The 13,800-nt window shown below is 64.3% G+C and carries 16 protein-coding genes; 11 read left to right on the top strand and 5 right to left on the bottom strand.

Going from position 1 to position 13,800, the window contains the following annotated elements:
* Positions 1-10: 10 nt before the first annotated feature.
* Positions 11-313: an ArsR/SmtB family transcription factor gene (locus tag AB688_RS22730; RefSeq protein WP_054893811.1), complete on the bottom strand. Its 303-nt coding sequence runs from the start codon at positions 311-313 to the stop codon at positions 11-13.
* A 152-nt stretch (positions 314-465) separates the two neighbouring features.
* On the opposite strand from AB688_RS22730, the gene AB688_RS22725 reads away from it, so the two are divergent.
* Positions 466-1,038: an ACP phosphodiesterase gene (locus AB688_RS22725; protein ID WP_063545978.1), complete on the top strand. Its 573-nt coding sequence runs from the start codon at positions 466-468 to the stop codon at positions 1,036-1,038.
* Between the two features lie 133 nt (positions 1,039-1,171).
* Here the strand turns inward: AB688_RS22725 and AB688_RS22720 are convergent, their stop codons facing one another.
* Complete coding sequence (locus AB688_RS22720) at positions 1,172-1,963, bottom strand: lysophospholipid acyltransferase family protein (protein ID WP_063545977.1); 792 nt, start codon at positions 1,961-1,963, stop codon at positions 1,172-1,174.
* Complete coding sequence (olsB, locus tag AB688_RS22715; protein ID WP_063545976.1) at positions 1,963-2,718, bottom strand: L-ornithine N(alpha)-acyltransferase; 756 nt, start codon at positions 2,716-2,718, stop codon at positions 1,963-1,965. The genes AB688_RS22720 and olsB overlap by 1 nt, the downstream gene beginning before the upstream one ends.
* Before the next feature lie 136 nt (positions 2,719-2,854).
* Between olsB and AB688_RS22710 the strand changes: the two genes are divergently transcribed.
* The 7 genes from AB688_RS22710 (at position 2,855) to AB688_RS22680 (ending at position 8,329) form a co-directional block, all read left to right on the top strand.
* On the top strand, positions 2,855-3,742 hold the full coding sequence (locus AB688_RS22710) for a hypothetical protein (protein WP_063545975.1): 888 nt from the start codon (positions 2,855-2,857) through the stop codon (positions 3,740-3,742).
* A gap of 42 nt (positions 3,743-3,784) precedes the next feature.
* A complete protein-coding gene (locus tag AB688_RS22705; protein ID WP_155738232.1) occupies positions 3,785-4,873 on the top strand; it encodes a serine hydrolase domain-containing protein in 1,089 nt (362 codons plus the stop codon).
* A complete protein-coding gene (locus AB688_RS22700) occupies positions 4,870-5,166 on the top strand; it encodes a hypothetical protein (protein WP_063545974.1) in 297 nt (98 codons plus the stop codon). Before AB688_RS22705 ends, AB688_RS22700 begins: the two co-directional genes overlap by 4 nt.
* Before the next feature lie 45 nt (positions 5,167-5,211).
* A complete protein-coding gene (locus AB688_RS22695; RefSeq protein WP_054893805.1) occupies positions 5,212-5,793 on the top strand; it encodes a YceI family protein in 582 nt (193 codons plus the stop codon).
* A 1-nt stretch (position 5,794) separates the two neighbouring features.
* Positions 5,795-6,952, top strand: a complete 1,158-nt coding sequence (locus AB688_RS22690; protein ID WP_054893804.1) for a phospholipase D-like domain-containing protein — start codon at positions 5,795-5,797, stop codon at positions 6,950-6,952.
* A gap of 79 nt (positions 6,953-7,031) precedes the next feature.
* Positions 7,032-7,610, top strand: coding sequence for a DJ-1/PfpI family protein (locus tag AB688_RS22685; protein WP_054893803.1), 579 nt, complete (start codon positions 7,032-7,034; stop codon positions 7,608-7,610).
* Positions 7,611-7,738: 128 nt separating this feature from the next.
* Entirely contained in the window at positions 7,739-8,329 is a 591-nt protein-coding gene (locus AB688_RS22680; protein ID WP_054893802.1) for a GNAT family N-acetyltransferase, read from the top strand.
* A gap of 108 nt (positions 8,330-8,437) precedes the next feature.
* Here the strand turns inward: AB688_RS22680 and AB688_RS22675 are convergent, their stop codons facing one another.
* Entirely contained in the window at positions 8,438-9,961 is a 1,524-nt protein-coding gene (locus tag AB688_RS22675; RefSeq protein WP_054893801.1) for a fumarate hydratase, read from the bottom strand.
* Between the two features lie 241 nt (positions 9,962-10,202).
* On the opposite strand from AB688_RS22675, the gene AB688_RS22670 reads away from it, so the two are divergent.
* Positions 10,203-11,123: an iron-sulfur-binding ferredoxin reductase gene (locus AB688_RS22670; protein ID WP_063545973.1), complete on the top strand. Its 921-nt coding sequence runs from the start codon at positions 10,203-10,205 to the stop codon at positions 11,121-11,123.
* Between the two features lie 104 nt (positions 11,124-11,227).
* Here AB688_RS22670 and pyk read toward each other — a convergent pair whose 3' ends face one another.
* Positions 11,228-12,682: a pyruvate kinase gene (gene pyk / locus AB688_RS22665; RefSeq protein ID WP_054893799.1), complete on the bottom strand. Its 1,455-nt coding sequence runs from the start codon at positions 12,680-12,682 to the stop codon at positions 11,228-11,230.
* Positions 12,683-12,920: 238 nt separating this feature from the next.
* Between pyk and AB688_RS22660 the strand changes: the two genes are divergently transcribed.
* The gene (locus AB688_RS22660) at positions 12,921-13,304 is read left to right on the top strand and encodes a hypothetical protein (protein WP_054893798.1); all 384 of its coding nucleotides are present in this window, start codon (positions 12,921-12,923) and stop codon (positions 13,302-13,304) included.
* Positions 13,305-13,418: 114 nt separating this feature from the next.
* Complete coding sequence (locus tag AB688_RS22655) at positions 13,419-13,778, top strand: PilZ domain-containing protein (protein WP_054893797.1); 360 nt, start codon at positions 13,419-13,421, stop codon at positions 13,776-13,778.
* Positions 13,779-13,800: the final 22 nt, after the last annotated feature.

Raw genomic sequence — 13,800 nt, 5'->3', positions numbered from 1 at the left:
AAGGTCCTTGTCAGAGCTCTTGGCTCATCTGCTCGAGGAAGGCCTGGATGGTTTCCTCGTTGCGCTTGAAGAAATGCCACTGCCCGACCTTCTGGCTGCTGATCAGACCTGCGCGCTGCAAGGTGGCCAGGTGGGCGGAGACGGTCGACTGCGACAGGCCGCAGCGTTGATCGATCTGCCCGGCACAGACGCCGAATTCGGTGCTGTGGTGCTGGTCGGGGAATTGCGCCGCTGGGTTCTTCAGCCAGTTGAGGATGTCTCGGCGGACCGGATGGGCCAGGGCTTTTATTATTTCGTCGAGGTCGAGAGGCATGGTTGGGCTCGTGGTGTGTAGCGGTATATCGCGATAGGGCGAAATATAAATCGGTATTTTGCGATATACAAATATGAAGAGGTTCTGAGCTCAGCTGAAATCGCTATATCGCGTTATAACGATATAAGTGTCCACGGTGATAGAATGCCGCCATGAACTACCTCGCACACCTGCACCTTGGCGGCCCCGCGCCGCAGCAACTACTCGGCAGCCTGTACGGCGATTTCGTCAAAGGCCCGCTCGAAGGGCGCTTTGCGCCTGAGCTGGAGGCGGCAATCCGGTTGCATCGACAGATCGATCGCTACACCGACAGCCACCCGCTGGTGCTGGCGGCGCTGGCGCGTTTCCCGCGGGAGCGTCGGCGGTTTGCCGGGATTGTGCTCGACGTGTTCTTCGATCACTGCCTGGCACGGCACTGGGCGGATTACGCCGATCAGCCGCTGGCGCAGTTTACCGATAGCTTTTACCGGGTACTGTTGGCCGAGCCTCAGTTGCCGGGGCGCTTGGCACGCATTGCGCCGTTCATGGCAGCGGATGACTGGCTGGGAGCCTATGGTGATTTCGCCACGCTGGAGCAGGTCTTCAATGGCATTGCCCGGCGCTTGTCGCGGCCGGAAGGGATGGCTGGGGTGATGGATGAGCTGGAGCGGCTGTATGAGCCGTTGCTGGCGGATTTTCGCGAGTTCTACCCGCAGTTGCAGGTGTTTGCGGCTACGGGGCGTTGAGGGTTTGAGGGCTGTCAGGGCCCTATCGCGGGGCAAGCCCGCTCCCACAGGTACCCCATTGTTTTTGGATACAGTGGGGTACCTGTGGGAGCGGGCTTGCCCCGCGATAGGGCCGGTCGACCCACCCCAGCAATCAGGCCGCCCTGGCCTGCCGACGCGGCACCGCCACCTCGACGTCCTCGACCCCGAACAACGCCACCTGAATCGCCTGCTGCGCCATGAACGCCAGCGCCGCACGTTCCTTGCCCTGACTCTCCACCGGCGCCAGCAGGTGAATCACCACCTCCCCCCGCTCCCGGCCAAACAGGCGCATCAAGTGCGAAACCAGGTCATCATCGCCAATGAACGGCGCGATCGGGTCCGGTTCACCGTTGCGCAGGTATTGGATCGCCACTGGCTGCACGGGCGTGCCCTGGTCGATGGCGCCGGCCAGCAGGCGTCCGTGGAAGGTGCGCAGGGCGCGGCCATCGGTGGTGGTGCCTTCAGGGAAGATCAGCAGCGGTCGGGCCTGGCCCAGTTGCTCGCTGATCTGTTCGCGCAGACGCTGGGCATCACCGCCGCCACGTCGAATGAACAAGGTGCCGGCCTTCTCCGCCAGCCAGCCGGCCAGCGGCCATTGGCGTACCTCGGCCTTGGACAGGAACGACAGCGGCGTGAGCATGCCCAGTATCGGGATGTCGGTCCAAGACACGTGGTTGCTGACCCACAGCATCGAGCGCTGCGGCAGTTCACCGACGACCCGCACCTCGAAGGGCAGGGCGCCGATCAGGCGTTTCATGAACAGGCAGGTCCAACGTTGCCGTCGCTCAAGGGAGGCGTGCACGCCCAGGCGTTCGCCCAGGGCGATGACGCTGGCCATGGCCATTCCCAGCAACAGCACCAGCACCAGACGCAGGAGGCGGGCACAGGCCCGCAGGCCCGGCATCAGACTGCCGCCTTGAAGTGGCGGGCGTAGCGCGGGCAGAGGTCATCGCGCTTGAGCAGGATGAACACGTCGGCGACCTGGAAGTCTTCGTCCCAGCAAGGCTCGCCACAGATCTTCGCGCCCAGGCGCATGTACGCCTTGAGCAGCGGTGGCATCTCGGTGATCACGTTGTTCGGCAGGGCCAGGCTGGGGAGCGGCTTTTTCGGCTCGGCGCGCAGGTGCTCGTTGCACAGGTAGCGTTCGCGCAGGCGCTGCATGATTGCGTGGGCCTGGATGCCACCGTCCTGCATGGGGATGCTGGCGCAGCCCATCAGGTAGCTGTAGCGACCTTCGTTGAGCACTTCGGCAAGCTCGCCCCAAAGCACGGCGATGGTGCCGCCGTTGCGGTAGTCGGGGTCGACGCAGGTGCGGCCCAGCTCCAGGATCGGACCTTGCAGTTGCAGCAGGCCATGCAGGCTGAATTCTTCTTCACTGTAGAAGCGGCCCAGGCTGCTGGCGGCCTGGTGGTCGAGCAGGCGGGTGGTGGCGACCAACTGGCCGGTGGCCAGGTCGCGCACACCGATGTGGCGGCAGTGGATATCGTAGTCATCCATGTCCAGGCCCAGTTCGGCGCCCTTGAGCTTGGCCTTGAATTCGGCGCTGAACACCTTGAAGCGCAGGGCCTGTGCTTCCTGCAGGGCCGCAGCGCCGACCAGGCGTTCGGCTTGCAGACGGCGTTCAGTGCTGTTGTCGCCAGAGCGAGCGATCCGAGTCATTGCGAGTCTCCATAAGCCAGCCAAATAGGGTTGCGGCCGGTCGGCTTTGTTGTGCAAAGTCAGCCTAGGTAGGCGCGGTGTCACCTCCGTGAATCTTTGGTGATGCTTGCGTGACACCCCCCACGAGGAGCATTCGATGACCTGGTTGCAACGACTCAACGACCCGCTGCGCCAGGCGCTGGCGGCCACCCTGGGCGAGACCTACGCGGCCACGCTGGAGCGCCTGGGCGCTGTCACGCCGTTCGAGCTGGCGGCGCTGGGTGGGCGCGCGATGGATACGCCGGGATTGGCCTTTCTGGTCGGTTACCAGGCAGCCTTGCGTGTGCTCTGGCCCAGCGCGCCTGCTGGATTGGGGGCCTTGTGCGCCACCGAGCGGCGCAGTGTGCGTCCGGCGGACATGCACACCCGCCTCGACGGCTTGCGGCTGAGTGGTCGCAAGGATTTCGTCACCGCAGGCCTCGACGCCGAATGGCTGTTGGTGGCGGCCCGCAGCGAAGCGCAGGGCGAGGGCGCGCGGCTGAGCCTGGCGGTGGTCTACCCCGGTGAGCCCGGCGTGACCCTCGAAGCGTTGCCGACCCTGCCATTGATGCCCGAGGTCGGCCATGCCCGTGTCGAACTGAAGCGCGCGGCCTGCGAACTGCTGGCCGGTGATGGCTGGGATGCCTATGTCAAACCGTTCCGCTCTCTGGAAGATCTCTACGTACTCACTGCACTGCTCGGATGGCTGCATGGCGTTGCCCAGGAGTGCGCCTGGCCGCAGGTGTTGCGCCTGCGCCTGATCGGCTTGCTCGCCGCCTGTGCCGAGGCCAGTCGGCAGTGCGCCGACAGCGTGGGGTGTCATCTGTTGCTGGCCGGTCTGTTCGCCCAGTTCCAGGCACTGCGGGTCGATATCGACAAGGCCCTGGTCGAAGGACCCGAACACTGGATGCAGCTCTGGCAACGCGACCAGGGGCTGCTGGCGCTGGCGGCTGCGACCCGGGAAAGGCGCCTGGCCAAGGCCTGGGCTGCTGCAGGATTGTCATGAAGCCCAGGCATGCTCCGCCGATTGACCGCGCGTGAGGTATCGATGGGCAGACTGAAGGTGGTGCTGGGTATTGTCGGGCTGATCGCCCTGCCGGTGTTCGCCGAGGAGTGGTCGGGCAGCCACTGGCAGCAGGATCCGACGCAGTACGACTGGCAGGCTGTCGACGCCTATGCCTTCCCGCTGCGCGACGATGCCGTTCGCAGCGGTGTGCGCAGCGATGCGCTGTTGATCATTCGTGACGGTCGCATCCTGTACGAGCGCTACGCCGCCCCCACAAGTGCCGATACCCCGCACCTGACCTGGTCGATCAGCAAGAGCGTGCTGGCCACGCTGTTGGGTGTTGCCCGCGGCGAAGGGCGTTTCCAGCTCGATGATCCGGCCGCCCGCTATTACCCCGCCCTGCGTGACCATCCGCAACTGCGCCTGGTCGACCTGCTGCACTGGGCCAGCGGCCTGGCCTGGCAGGAAGATTATGAATATGCGCCGCTGAAATCCTCGGTAGTAGCGATGCTCTATACCCGCGGACGCAACGACATGGCGGCCTACACCGCAGGCATGGCGCAAGCCGAGAAACCGGGTGAGCATTTCGCCTATTCCAGCGGCGACAGCAACCTGCTGGCGGCGGCCTTGCGCGGCATGCTCGCGCCGGATCAATACGCCGACTATCCCTGGCAGGCGCTGTTCACCCCGCTTGGCATCACGCATGCGGTGTGGGAGCGCGACGCTGCGGGTACCTATGTCGGCTCCTCCTACCTCTACCTCAGTGCTCGCGATCTTGCGCGCATCGGCCTGCTGATGCAGCGCGACGGGCGTTGGCGTGAGCGGCAACTGCTCCCTGCCGACTGGGTGGCCTTCAACCGCACCCTGTTCACCCATGCCGAGCCGGTGCCGAGCGATGCCAACCCCGGTGGGCACTGGTGGCTGAACCAGCCACTGCCGGGCAACCCGACGCCCTGGCCGGACGCACCTACCGACACCTTCGCCGCCCTCGGTCACTGGGGCCAGGCGCTGTACGTGCTGCCCACGCAGAAGCTGGTGATCGTACGCTACGGCGACGACCGCGACGGCAGCTACAGCCACAACGAACTGCTCAAGCGCGTGCTGGCCGTGCTGGCGAAGGAGGGCGCATGAAGCGGGTCTTGCTGGTGCTGCTGCTGGTCCTGCTGGCCTGGGGATGGAGCGAACGTCAGGCCCTGTCGGATTTTCCGAGCATTCTCCCGGCGTATTCGGCAAAGGAGTACTGCTCGTGCCGCTTCGTCATGGGGTTTGACGAGGCCTATTGCCGGGCTTATGTGAAGCAGTACCTGCCGTTGGGGCGCCTGGAAGAGGACAGCCGCGCACGCAGCGTGCGCGCCGAAGGCCTGGGACGGCTTAGCCAGGCTGCCTGGCAGGGGCCTCGCGAGGGTTGTCGCTTGCTGCCGTGAAGGCCCGCAGGGTAAGGTGGCTGGCCTTGCTTCACGAGGTTTCACATGTCCACTTTGCTCCGCCTGCTACCCGCCCTGTTACTGGCCCTGTGTCTGCCCGCCCATGCCAACTGGCACCTGGACGGCGAGTCCTCGCGCCTGTCGTTCATCACCGGCAAGAACGGCGATACTGCCGAGGTGCACCGCTTCCTGGTGTTGCACGGCACCATCGACCGCAAGGGTGTGGCTGGCTTGAGCATCGAGATGGATTCGGTGAGTAGCGGTATTCCGCTGCGTGACGAGCGCATGCGTGACGGCCTGTTCGAAGTCGAGCGCTTCCCCGAAGCGACGGTCAAGGCCCAGCTCGACCTGCGGCCGATCAACGACCTGGCCAACGGTGCCCAGCTGGAGTTGCGCCTGCCACTGACCGTGACCCTGCACGGCCAGTCCCACAACTACAACGCGCTGCTGCTGGCCACCCGCCTCGATGAGCGGCGCTTCCAGGTGGTGACCCTCGAGCCGCTACTGTTGCGGGCCGAGGATTACGGCTTGCTGCCAGGGCTGGAAAGCCTGCGCAAGTTCGCCAAGCTCAAGTCCATCAACCCGTCGGTGCCGGTGAATGCGGTGCTGATCTTCACCGCACGTTGACATGCCAGGGCCAGTCTTCCCCTGGCGGGATGGCAACCAGTTCGAACTGCTGATCGACGGCCCGGAATTCTTTCCGCGCATGCTCACGGCGATCGTGCGCGCCGAGCGCCAGGTCGATCTGGAACTGTACCTGGTGGAGGCGGGGGCCTGTGCCGATGCGGTGGTCGAGGCCCTGGAGTCGGCCGCGTTGCGCGGCGTGCGCGTGCGTTGCCTGTTCGACGACTACGGCGCCCTGGCCTTCCCTTCGGCACTGCGCCAACGCTTGCAGGCCGCCGGTGTCGAGCTGCGGCTGTACAACCGCCTGCGCTGGCGCCGGGGCCTGCGCAACCTGTACCGCGATCACCGCAAGCTGCTGCTGGTGGATGAGCACTGGGCGGTGGTGGGTGGTACCGGGGTGACCGACGAATTCTGGACACCGGGTCAGGAGGCGAGCGAGTGGCATGAAGTGATGGTGCGCATGGAGGGGCCGGTGGTGAGTGACTGGCAGGTGCTGTTCGACCGCCAGTGGCACGCCAACCACCGTCGTACCGCCTGGCGCCCGCCCGAGAACTTCGGCCTGTCGCGCCTGCCGAAGATGCCAGCGCAGGGGCAGGGCCTGGGCCGCGTGGCCTATGCCGACGCGCGCCAGCACCGCGACATCCTGCACTCGCTGGTCCGTGCGCTGAACAGTGGACAGCGTCGCATCTGGCTGGCGACGCCGTATTTTCTGCCAACCTGGAGCGTGCGCCGCTCGCTGCGCCGGGCGGCGCAAAAGGGCATCGACGTACGCTTGCTGCTCACGGGGCCACGTACCGACCACCCTTCGGTGCGCTATGCCGGCCATCGTTACTACCCTCGCTTGCTGCGCGCCGGGGTGCGGATCTTCGAATACCAGCCATGCTTCCTGCACCTGAAGATGGCCGTGGTCGACGACTGGGTCAGCATCGGCTCGTGCAACTTCGACCACTGGAACCTGCGCTTCAACCTCGAAGCCAACGTCGAGGCCCTCGACCCGCCGCTGACCGCAGCGGTGCTGGCCAGCTTCACGCGGGATTTCGCCGTGAGCGAGGAGGTCGATCTGGATCACTGGAAGGCCCGACCGCTGTGGCGGCGGGTGCAGCAGCGGATCTGGGGCTGGCTGGATCGTCTGGTAGTCAATCTGCTGGATCGCCGCAACTGAGACCTGCGCCGTATATCGGTCATGGACAAAGCGGACTATCGTGCAGTGATTGTTCCCTGCAAACGAAGGAGTGAATGCGATGACGGCGAAGAAGATTCTCATGCTGGTGGGCGATTACGTCGAGGACTACGAGGTGATGGTGCCGTTCCAGGCTTTGCAGATGGTCGGCCACACAGTGCACGCGGTATGCCCCGAGAAGATCGCCGGGCAGACCGTGCGCACGGCCATCCACGACTTCGAGGGCGACCAGACCTACAGCGAGAAACCTGGGCACAACTTCGCCCTCAACTTCGATTTCGTCCAGGTGCGTGCCGAAGGGTATGACGCGCTGCTGATCCCCGGTGGGCGGGCGCCGGAGTACCTGCGCCTGGACGAACGGGTGCTGAAACTGGTCAAGGAATTCGACCAGGCGGGCAAGCCGATCGCGGCGGTGTGCCATGGCGCACAGTTGCTGGCGGCGGCCGGGGTGCTCGAAGGGCGTGAGTGCAGCGCTTATCCTGCGTGCGCACCGGAGGTGCGGTTGGCCGGAGGACGGTTCGTGGATATCGCCATCGATCAGGCGCATGTGGATGGCAATCTGGTGACGGCACCGGCATGGCCGGCGCATCCGGCGTGGCTGGCGGCTTTTCTCAAGGTGCTGGGCACGCGTATCGGCTGATTCGAGCGGTTCTGGAGAAATACCCGTCGCGCAGGGGAAAGGGCGCATGGCGCAGCCGATGTTAGGGTTTCCCCTCAGGCCCGGCTTGGCCGGGCGCGTCACCCACATCGACAGAGCGATCGCCCCGCATGGAAATCCGCCTGCTCCACGGCGCTGCCATCGCGCCTTACATCGATGACATCGCTCGCCTGCGCCTGACATTGCTACGCGAGTTTCCCTACCTATACGAGGGTACGCCGGAGTGCGAGGCCGATGCGCTTCGCCGCTACATCGACTGCGAGTGCAGCCTGGCGATCCTGGCAGTGGACGAGGGGCGGGTGGTCGGTGCCTCGACCGGTCTGCCGCTGAGTGACAAGAGCGAGGCGTTGCGCCAGCCGTTTCTCGAGCAGGGGCGCGATCCGCGTACAGTCTATTATTTCGGCAAGTCGGTGTTGCTGCCGGCTTATCGCGGGCGGGGATTGGGTGTGCGTTTTTTCATCGAGCGTGAGTCCTATGCGCACAAGTTGGGCGGCTTTCATTACTGTGCGTTCAGCGCCGTCGAACGGCCCAATGGCCATCCGCGACGACCCGACGACTATAAGCCGCTACATGGTTTCTGGCGTAATCGTGGCTTTCTGCATCAGCCGTCCATGCGTGCGTCGTATGCCTGGCGCGATCTTGATGAAGCGGATGAGTCAGACAAGACGCTGTCGTTCTGGCTCAAGGATCTGTTGCTGTGATCCTGTGCTGAAACGGCAGCGCCCCGTTCGCGGGCAAGCCCGTTCCTTGTAGGAGCGGGCTTGCCCGCGAACGGGGCGCTGCTGTTTCAGCCTGGGATTAAAGCAGTCTTACTTCACTTCAACAGCCAGGCTCTGGGCAATCTTGTTCTGCCACAGCGCAGGGCCGGTGATGTGCACCGACTCGCCATTGCTGTCCACCGCGACGGTGACCGGCATGTCCTTGACGTCGAACTCGTAGATCGCTTCCATGCCCAGTTCGGCGAACGCCAGGACCTTGGACTTGCGAATCGCCTGGGCCACCAGGTAGGCGGCGCCGCCAACGGCCATCAGGTACACGGCCTTGTTGTCCTTGATCGCCTCGATGGCGGTCGGGCCGCGCTCGGACTTGCCGATCATGCCCAGCAGGCCAGTCTGCTCGAGGATCTGCCGGGTGAACTTGTCCATGCGCGTGGCAGTGGTCGGGCCTGCAGGGCCGACCACTTCGTCACCGACCGGATCGACCGGGCCGACGTAGTAGATGAAGCGGCCTTTCAGATCCACCGGCAGCTCTTCGCCACGGTTGAGCATCTCGACCATGCGCTTGTGCGCAGCGTCGCGGCCGGTGAGCATCTTGCCGTTGAGCAGGATGGTCTCGCCCGGTTTCCAGCTGGCGACTTCTTCCGGGGTGATCTCGTCGAGGTTGACACGACGTGCGCTCGGGCCGGCTTCCCAGACGATTTCCGGGTAGGCATCCAGCGACGGCGCTTCCAGCTCTGCCGGGCCGGAGCCGTCGAGCACGAAGTGGGCGTGGCGGGTGGCGGCGCAGTTGGGGATCATGCACACCGGCAGCGAAGCGGCGTGGGTCGGGTAGTCCATGATCTTGACGTCGAGCACGGTGGTCAGGCCGCCCAGGCCCTGGGCGCCGATGCCCAGCTGGTTGACCTTCTCGAACAGCTCCAGGCGGATCTCTTCGATGCGGTTCTGCGGGCCACGGGCTTTCAGTTCATGGATGTCGATCGACTCCATGAGCACTTCCTTGGCCATGACTGCGGCTTTCTCTGCTGTACCGCCGATGCCGATGCCCAGCATGCCAGGCGGGCACCAGCCAGCGCCCATGGTCGGGACGGTCTTGAGCACCCAGTCGACGATCGAGTCGGACGGGTTGAGCATGGCCATCTTCGACTTGTTCTCCGAACCGCCGCCCTTGGCTGCGACGTCGACTTCGACCTTGTCGCCGGGCACGATGGAGTAGTGGATCACCGCCGGGGTGTTGTCCTTGGTGTTCTTGCGGGCACCGGCCGGGTCGGCCAGGATGGAGGCGCGCAGGACGTTTTCCGGCAGATTGTAGGCGCGGCGCACGCCCTCGTTGATCATGTCGTCCAGGCTCATGGTCGCGCCGTCCCAGCGCACGTCCATGCCAACGCGCACGAACACGGTGACGATACCGGTGTCCTGGCAGATCGGGCGGTGGCCGGTGGCGCACATGCGCGAGTTGATCAGGATCTGGGCGATGGAGTCGCGGGCAGCGGGCGATTCTTCACGCAGATAGGCTTCGTGCATCGCCTGGATGAAATCGACGGGGTGGTAGTACGAGATGAATTGCAGGGCGTCGGCAACGCTCTGAATCAGGTCGTCTTGCTTGATCACGGTCATGCAGCGCGCTCCTCTTAAAGACGGGAACATTCGTAAAGGCATCGACACAGCCGACCAGCGCGTCGAAAGGCCTTGCAAGGCGCACCGGCAGGTCAGGCCGGCACAAAAAGGGCGCGGCAGTATAGCGCGGCTGCCAGTGGGAAACACCTGCGAGTGGTCTGGACCATGGTCGGCCGCTGCCAGGCATCGTTCTTGCTGGCGCTCTGTACAATGGCAACAGACTTCAGGAGACCCTTCGTACATGCCCGATCTTCGTGTGGGCGAGCGCTGCATCAGCGTTCCAACCGGCAGCAACCTGCTCGACGCCCTCAATGGCGCCGGCCTGAACGTGCCCTACAGTTGCCGGGCCGGCAGTTGCCACGCCTGCCTGGTGCGTTGCGTCGATGGCGAGCCGCAGGACGCCCGGCCCGAAGCCTTGCCGGACGACAAGCGTGAGCAGGGCTGGCGATTGGCATGCCAATGCCGGGTGGCCGGCGATATGCGGGTTGCCGTTTTCGATCCCTTGACCGACGGCCTGCCTGCGAAGGTGATTGAGGTCGATTGGCTGGGCGATGTGTTGCGTCTGCGGCTGCGACCCGAGCGTGGCTTGCGCTATCGGGCCGGCCAGCATCTGGTGCTATGGCTGGGGTCGGTGGCGCGACCTTATTCGCTGGCAAGCCTGCCGGGCGAGGATGAATTTCTCGAATTTCATATCGACTGCCGACGTCCAGGCGCCTTCTGCGACCAGGCGCGGGGCTTGAAAATTGGCGACCAGATGGTTCTGGGGGAGCTCAGAGGGGGCGCGCTGCACTACGACCCCGACTGGCAGGAGCGGCCGCTGTGGTTGCTGGCGGCAGGTACCGGCCTTGCCCCGCTGTGGGGCGTTGTGCGAGAGGCTTTGCGTCAAGGCCATCGGGCAGAAATCAAGGTGATGCATGTGGCACGCGACGCTGCCGGGCATTACCTGCAACCCGCGCTGCACCAGATGCATGGCATCGATGCCGAATGCGTGCTGCAGGAACATCTCGAGGAGGCGCTTGCCAGCTTGCGTCCGACCTCTCGCCAGACCATCGCTTTGCTCTGTGGATCGCCCGCAAGTGTCGAGCGCTTCGCGCGCAGACTGTTCATCGCCGGTGTGCCGAGAAATCAGGTATTGGCTGACGTGTTCGTCGAGCATGCCTGACGGTCTTGCAGCACCGCGGCCTATCGCGGGCTACCAAAAAAAGACCGCTCAGAAGAGCGGTCTTTTTTTGTGGGGCGCCTCAGGCCGTTGCCACGGCCTGGGCATCAACCAACCAGCGGATCACCGACGTGCAGGATCTTCATGCCGTTGGTGCCACCGATGGTGTGGTAGCTGTCGCCCTTGGTCAGGATCACCCAGTCACCCTGTTCGACCAGCCCACGCTTGAGCAGCTCGTCGACAGCCGCCTGGCTGACCTTGTCGGCCGGCAGCGAAGCCGGATCGAAGGCGATCGGGTAGACGCCGCGGAACATCGAAACGCGGGCCTGGGTCGCGCGGTGCGGCGACATGGCGAAGACCGGCACATGCGAGCGCAGGCGCGACATGATCAGCGGGGTATAGCCGCTTTCGGTCAGGGCGATGATCGCCTTCACGCCAGGGAAGTGGTTGGCGGTGTACATCGCCGCCAGGGCAATGCTCTCGTCGCAGCGCTCGAAGGTGGTGTGCAGGCGGTGGCTGGACTTCTGGTTGGTCGGGTGCTTCTCGGCGCCCAGGCAGATGCGCGCCATGGCCTGCACCGCTTCGATCGGGTACGAGCCGGCGGCGCTTTCGGCCGACAGCATCACCGCATCGGTGTTGTCCAGCACGGCGTTGGCCACGTCGGATACTTCGGCGCGGGTCGGCATCGGGTTCTGGATCATCGACTCCATCATCTGGGTCGCTACGATCACCGCTTTGTTGTTGCGGCGCGCGTGCTGGATGATCTTCTTCTGGATGCCGATCAGCTCGGCGTCGCCGATTTCCACGCCGAGGTCGCCACGGGCAACCATCACCGCGTCGGAAGCAGCGATCAGGCCGTCGAGGGTTTCGTCGTCGGCAACGGCTTCGGCACGCTCGATCTTGGCCACCAGCCAGGCGCTGCCGCCGGCTTCGTCACGCAGCTTGCGTGCGTATTCCATGTCCTTGGCGTCACGCGGGAAGGAGACGGCCAGGTAGTCCAGGTCCATTTCCGCGGCCAGTTTGATGTCGGCCTTGTCTTTTTCGGTCAGGGCCGGTGCAGTCAGGCCGCCACCCTTGCGGTTGATGCCCTTGTGGTCGGACAGTGGGCCACCGACGATCACCACGCAATGCAGCGCGTCGGCAGTAGCGGTTTCGACGCGCATGACCACGCGACCGTCGTCGAGCAGCAGCTCGTCACCTACACCGCAGTCCTTGACAAGGTCGGGGTAGTCGATGCCGACGATATCCTGGTTGCCTTCGGTGAGCGGGTGGGCGGTGGAGAAGGTGAACTTGTCACCGATCTTCAGTTCGATGCGCTTGTTGCTGAACTTGGCGATACGGATCTTCGGACCTTGCAGGTCGCCCAGCAGTGCGACGTGGCGGCCGTTCTTGGCGGCGATGTCGCGGATCAGGCGAGCGCGGGCCTTGTGCTCGTCCGGAGTGCCGTGGGAAAAGTTCAGACGTGCCACGTCCAGGCCGGCGAGGATCAGTTGTTCGATCACTTCCGGCGAGTTGCTGGCGGGGCCCAGGGTGGCGACGATTTTGGTACGGCGGATGGTCATGCACAGACTCCTATAGTGAAGCGCAGCGAAAGGCTACTCCTCAATTGAGCTGTAGTCATTGTTCCGTTGCACTACCTTGCAGGTTGGCGAGAGGGCGGTTGCACCGTCGGCAGCACCCTACAAGCAGCAGGTTACAGGTAGACGCTTGCCGCCGGGCGTCTGTGGGATGAAGCGTGCATCGGCGCGCTGAAGAAATCGGGGCGAAGGCCGATATACTGCCCATCAAAGGAGAATTCCCATGCGAGCCCTGATCGTGTTAACCATGGCGGCCAGTGTCGTCGGCTGCACCCGTTGGTCCATGGACCATCACCTGAACAACGCCTACCGTGCCTACGACCGTGGCGATTGCCAGCGCGTGATGCTGGAGCTGTCGCAGGTCGATCGCACCAGCCGTGCCCGCCCGTTCATCCATCCGGAAGTGGCGATGCTGCGTGGCCAGTGCCTGGAGCGGCAGAAACTCTATGTCGATGCAGCCCAGACCTACCAGTTCCTGATTCAGCGCTACCCGCAGAACGAGTATGCCTACCGTGCCCAAGCGCGCCTGCAGACCCTGGAGCAGCTTGGCCATCTGCGTGGTGAGCCTGCGGTGACCCGCCCTGCGCCGACTACCCCTTTGCGTTAATACCAAGGTGACAATGATTTCATCCGGGCCGCCGCTCAGGCTAAGCTAGGCTGTAAAGTAGGTGTAACGCTCACCGCCAGTACCTGGTCTTCCTGGCATAGGGTACGGAGAATCATGTTCATCGAACGTCAGATCGATCGTCATCAACTGCCTTACGTGCTCAAGGTCTTCAACCGGTTGACCGATCAGGAGATTGGCTACCTGGGGAATGCCTCCGAGGATGGGGTCATGGTGATCAGCCAGCTCCCGATCATGGTCGGCCCGGATTTCGAGCTGCAGTTGCGTGTGCCGCTTGCAGGCGGTGGCCATCAGTTCATCAATCTCACAGCCAGTTGCCTGTGGAGCCGCGAGGACCAGACCCCGGGGCATTACGATGCCGGCTTCATGCTGTTACAGGCGCCGCGCGAGTACGAGGAGTTCGTGCGCTCACTGCGCGACTTCTTCAGTTTCAGGCCGATGAACGAGTCGGCCTGAAGGCGTTCCTCCGGTAGACTCG

This window comes from Pseudomonas putida (assembly GCF_001636055.1).
GTDB classification, from domain to species: domain Bacteria; phylum Pseudomonadota; class Gammaproteobacteria; order Pseudomonadales; family Pseudomonadaceae; genus Aquipseudomonas; species Aquipseudomonas machongensis.
Note: the sequence above shows the minus strand (reverse complement) of the source record. Positions and strands in the feature narration are given on the sequence as shown.

Bases quoted from the DNA above. Each gene is read 5' to 3' on its own strand.
- olsB (WP_063545976.1), bottom strand. From the start codon at position 2,718: ATGACTCGGATCGCTCGCTCTGGCGACAACAGCACTGAACGCCGTCTG.
- AB688_RS22695 (WP_054893805.1), top strand. From the start codon at position 5,212: ATGTCCACTTTGCTCCGCCTGCTACCCGCCCTGTTACTGGCCCTGTGT.
- AB688_RS22660 (WP_054893798.1), top strand. From the start codon at position 12,921: ATGCGAGCCCTGATCGTGTTAACCATGGCGGCCAGTGTCGTCGGCTGC.
- AB688_RS22705 (WP_155738232.1), top strand. From the start codon at position 3,785: ATGGGCAGACTGAAGGTGGTGCTGGGTATTGTCGGGCTGATCGCCCTG.
- AB688_RS22690 (WP_054893804.1), top strand. From the start codon at position 5,795: ATGCCAGGGCCAGTCTTCCCCTGGCGGGATGGCAACCAGTTCGAACTG.
- AB688_RS22720 (WP_063545977.1), bottom strand. From the start codon at position 1,963: ATGCCGGGCCTGCGGGCCTGTGCCCGCCTCCTGCGTCTGGTGCTGGTG.
- AB688_RS22670 (WP_063545973.1), top strand. From the start codon at position 10,203: ATGCCCGATCTTCGTGTGGGCGAGCGCTGCATCAGCGTTCCAACCGGC.
- AB688_RS22700 (WP_063545974.1), top strand. From the start codon at position 4,870: ATGAAGCGGGTCTTGCTGGTGCTGCTGCTGGTCCTGCTGGCCTGGGGA.
- AB688_RS22680 (WP_054893802.1), top strand. From the start codon at position 7,739: ATGGAAATCCGCCTGCTCCACGGCGCTGCCATCGCGCCTTACATCGAT.
- pyk (WP_054893799.1), bottom strand. From the start codon at position 12,682: ATGACCATCCGCCGTACCAAAATCGTCGCCACCCTGGGCCCCGCCAGC.
- AB688_RS22730 (WP_054893811.1), bottom strand. From the start codon at position 313: ATGCCTCTCGACCTCGACGAAATAATAAAAGCCCTGGCCCATCCGGTC.
- AB688_RS22710 (WP_063545975.1), top strand. From the start codon at position 2,855: ATGACCTGGTTGCAACGACTCAACGACCCGCTGCGCCAGGCGCTGGCG.
- AB688_RS22655 (WP_054893797.1), top strand. From the start codon at position 13,419: ATGTTCATCGAACGTCAGATCGATCGTCATCAACTGCCTTACGTGCTC.
- AB688_RS22725 (WP_063545978.1), top strand. From the start codon at position 466: ATGAACTACCTCGCACACCTGCACCTTGGCGGCCCCGCGCCGCAGCAA.
- AB688_RS22675 (WP_054893801.1), bottom strand. From the start codon at position 9,961: ATGACCGTGATCAAGCAAGACGACCTGATTCAGAGCGTTGCCGACGCC.
- AB688_RS22685 (WP_054893803.1), top strand. From the start codon at position 7,032: ATGACGGCGAAGAAGATTCTCATGCTGGTGGGCGATTACGTCGAGGAC.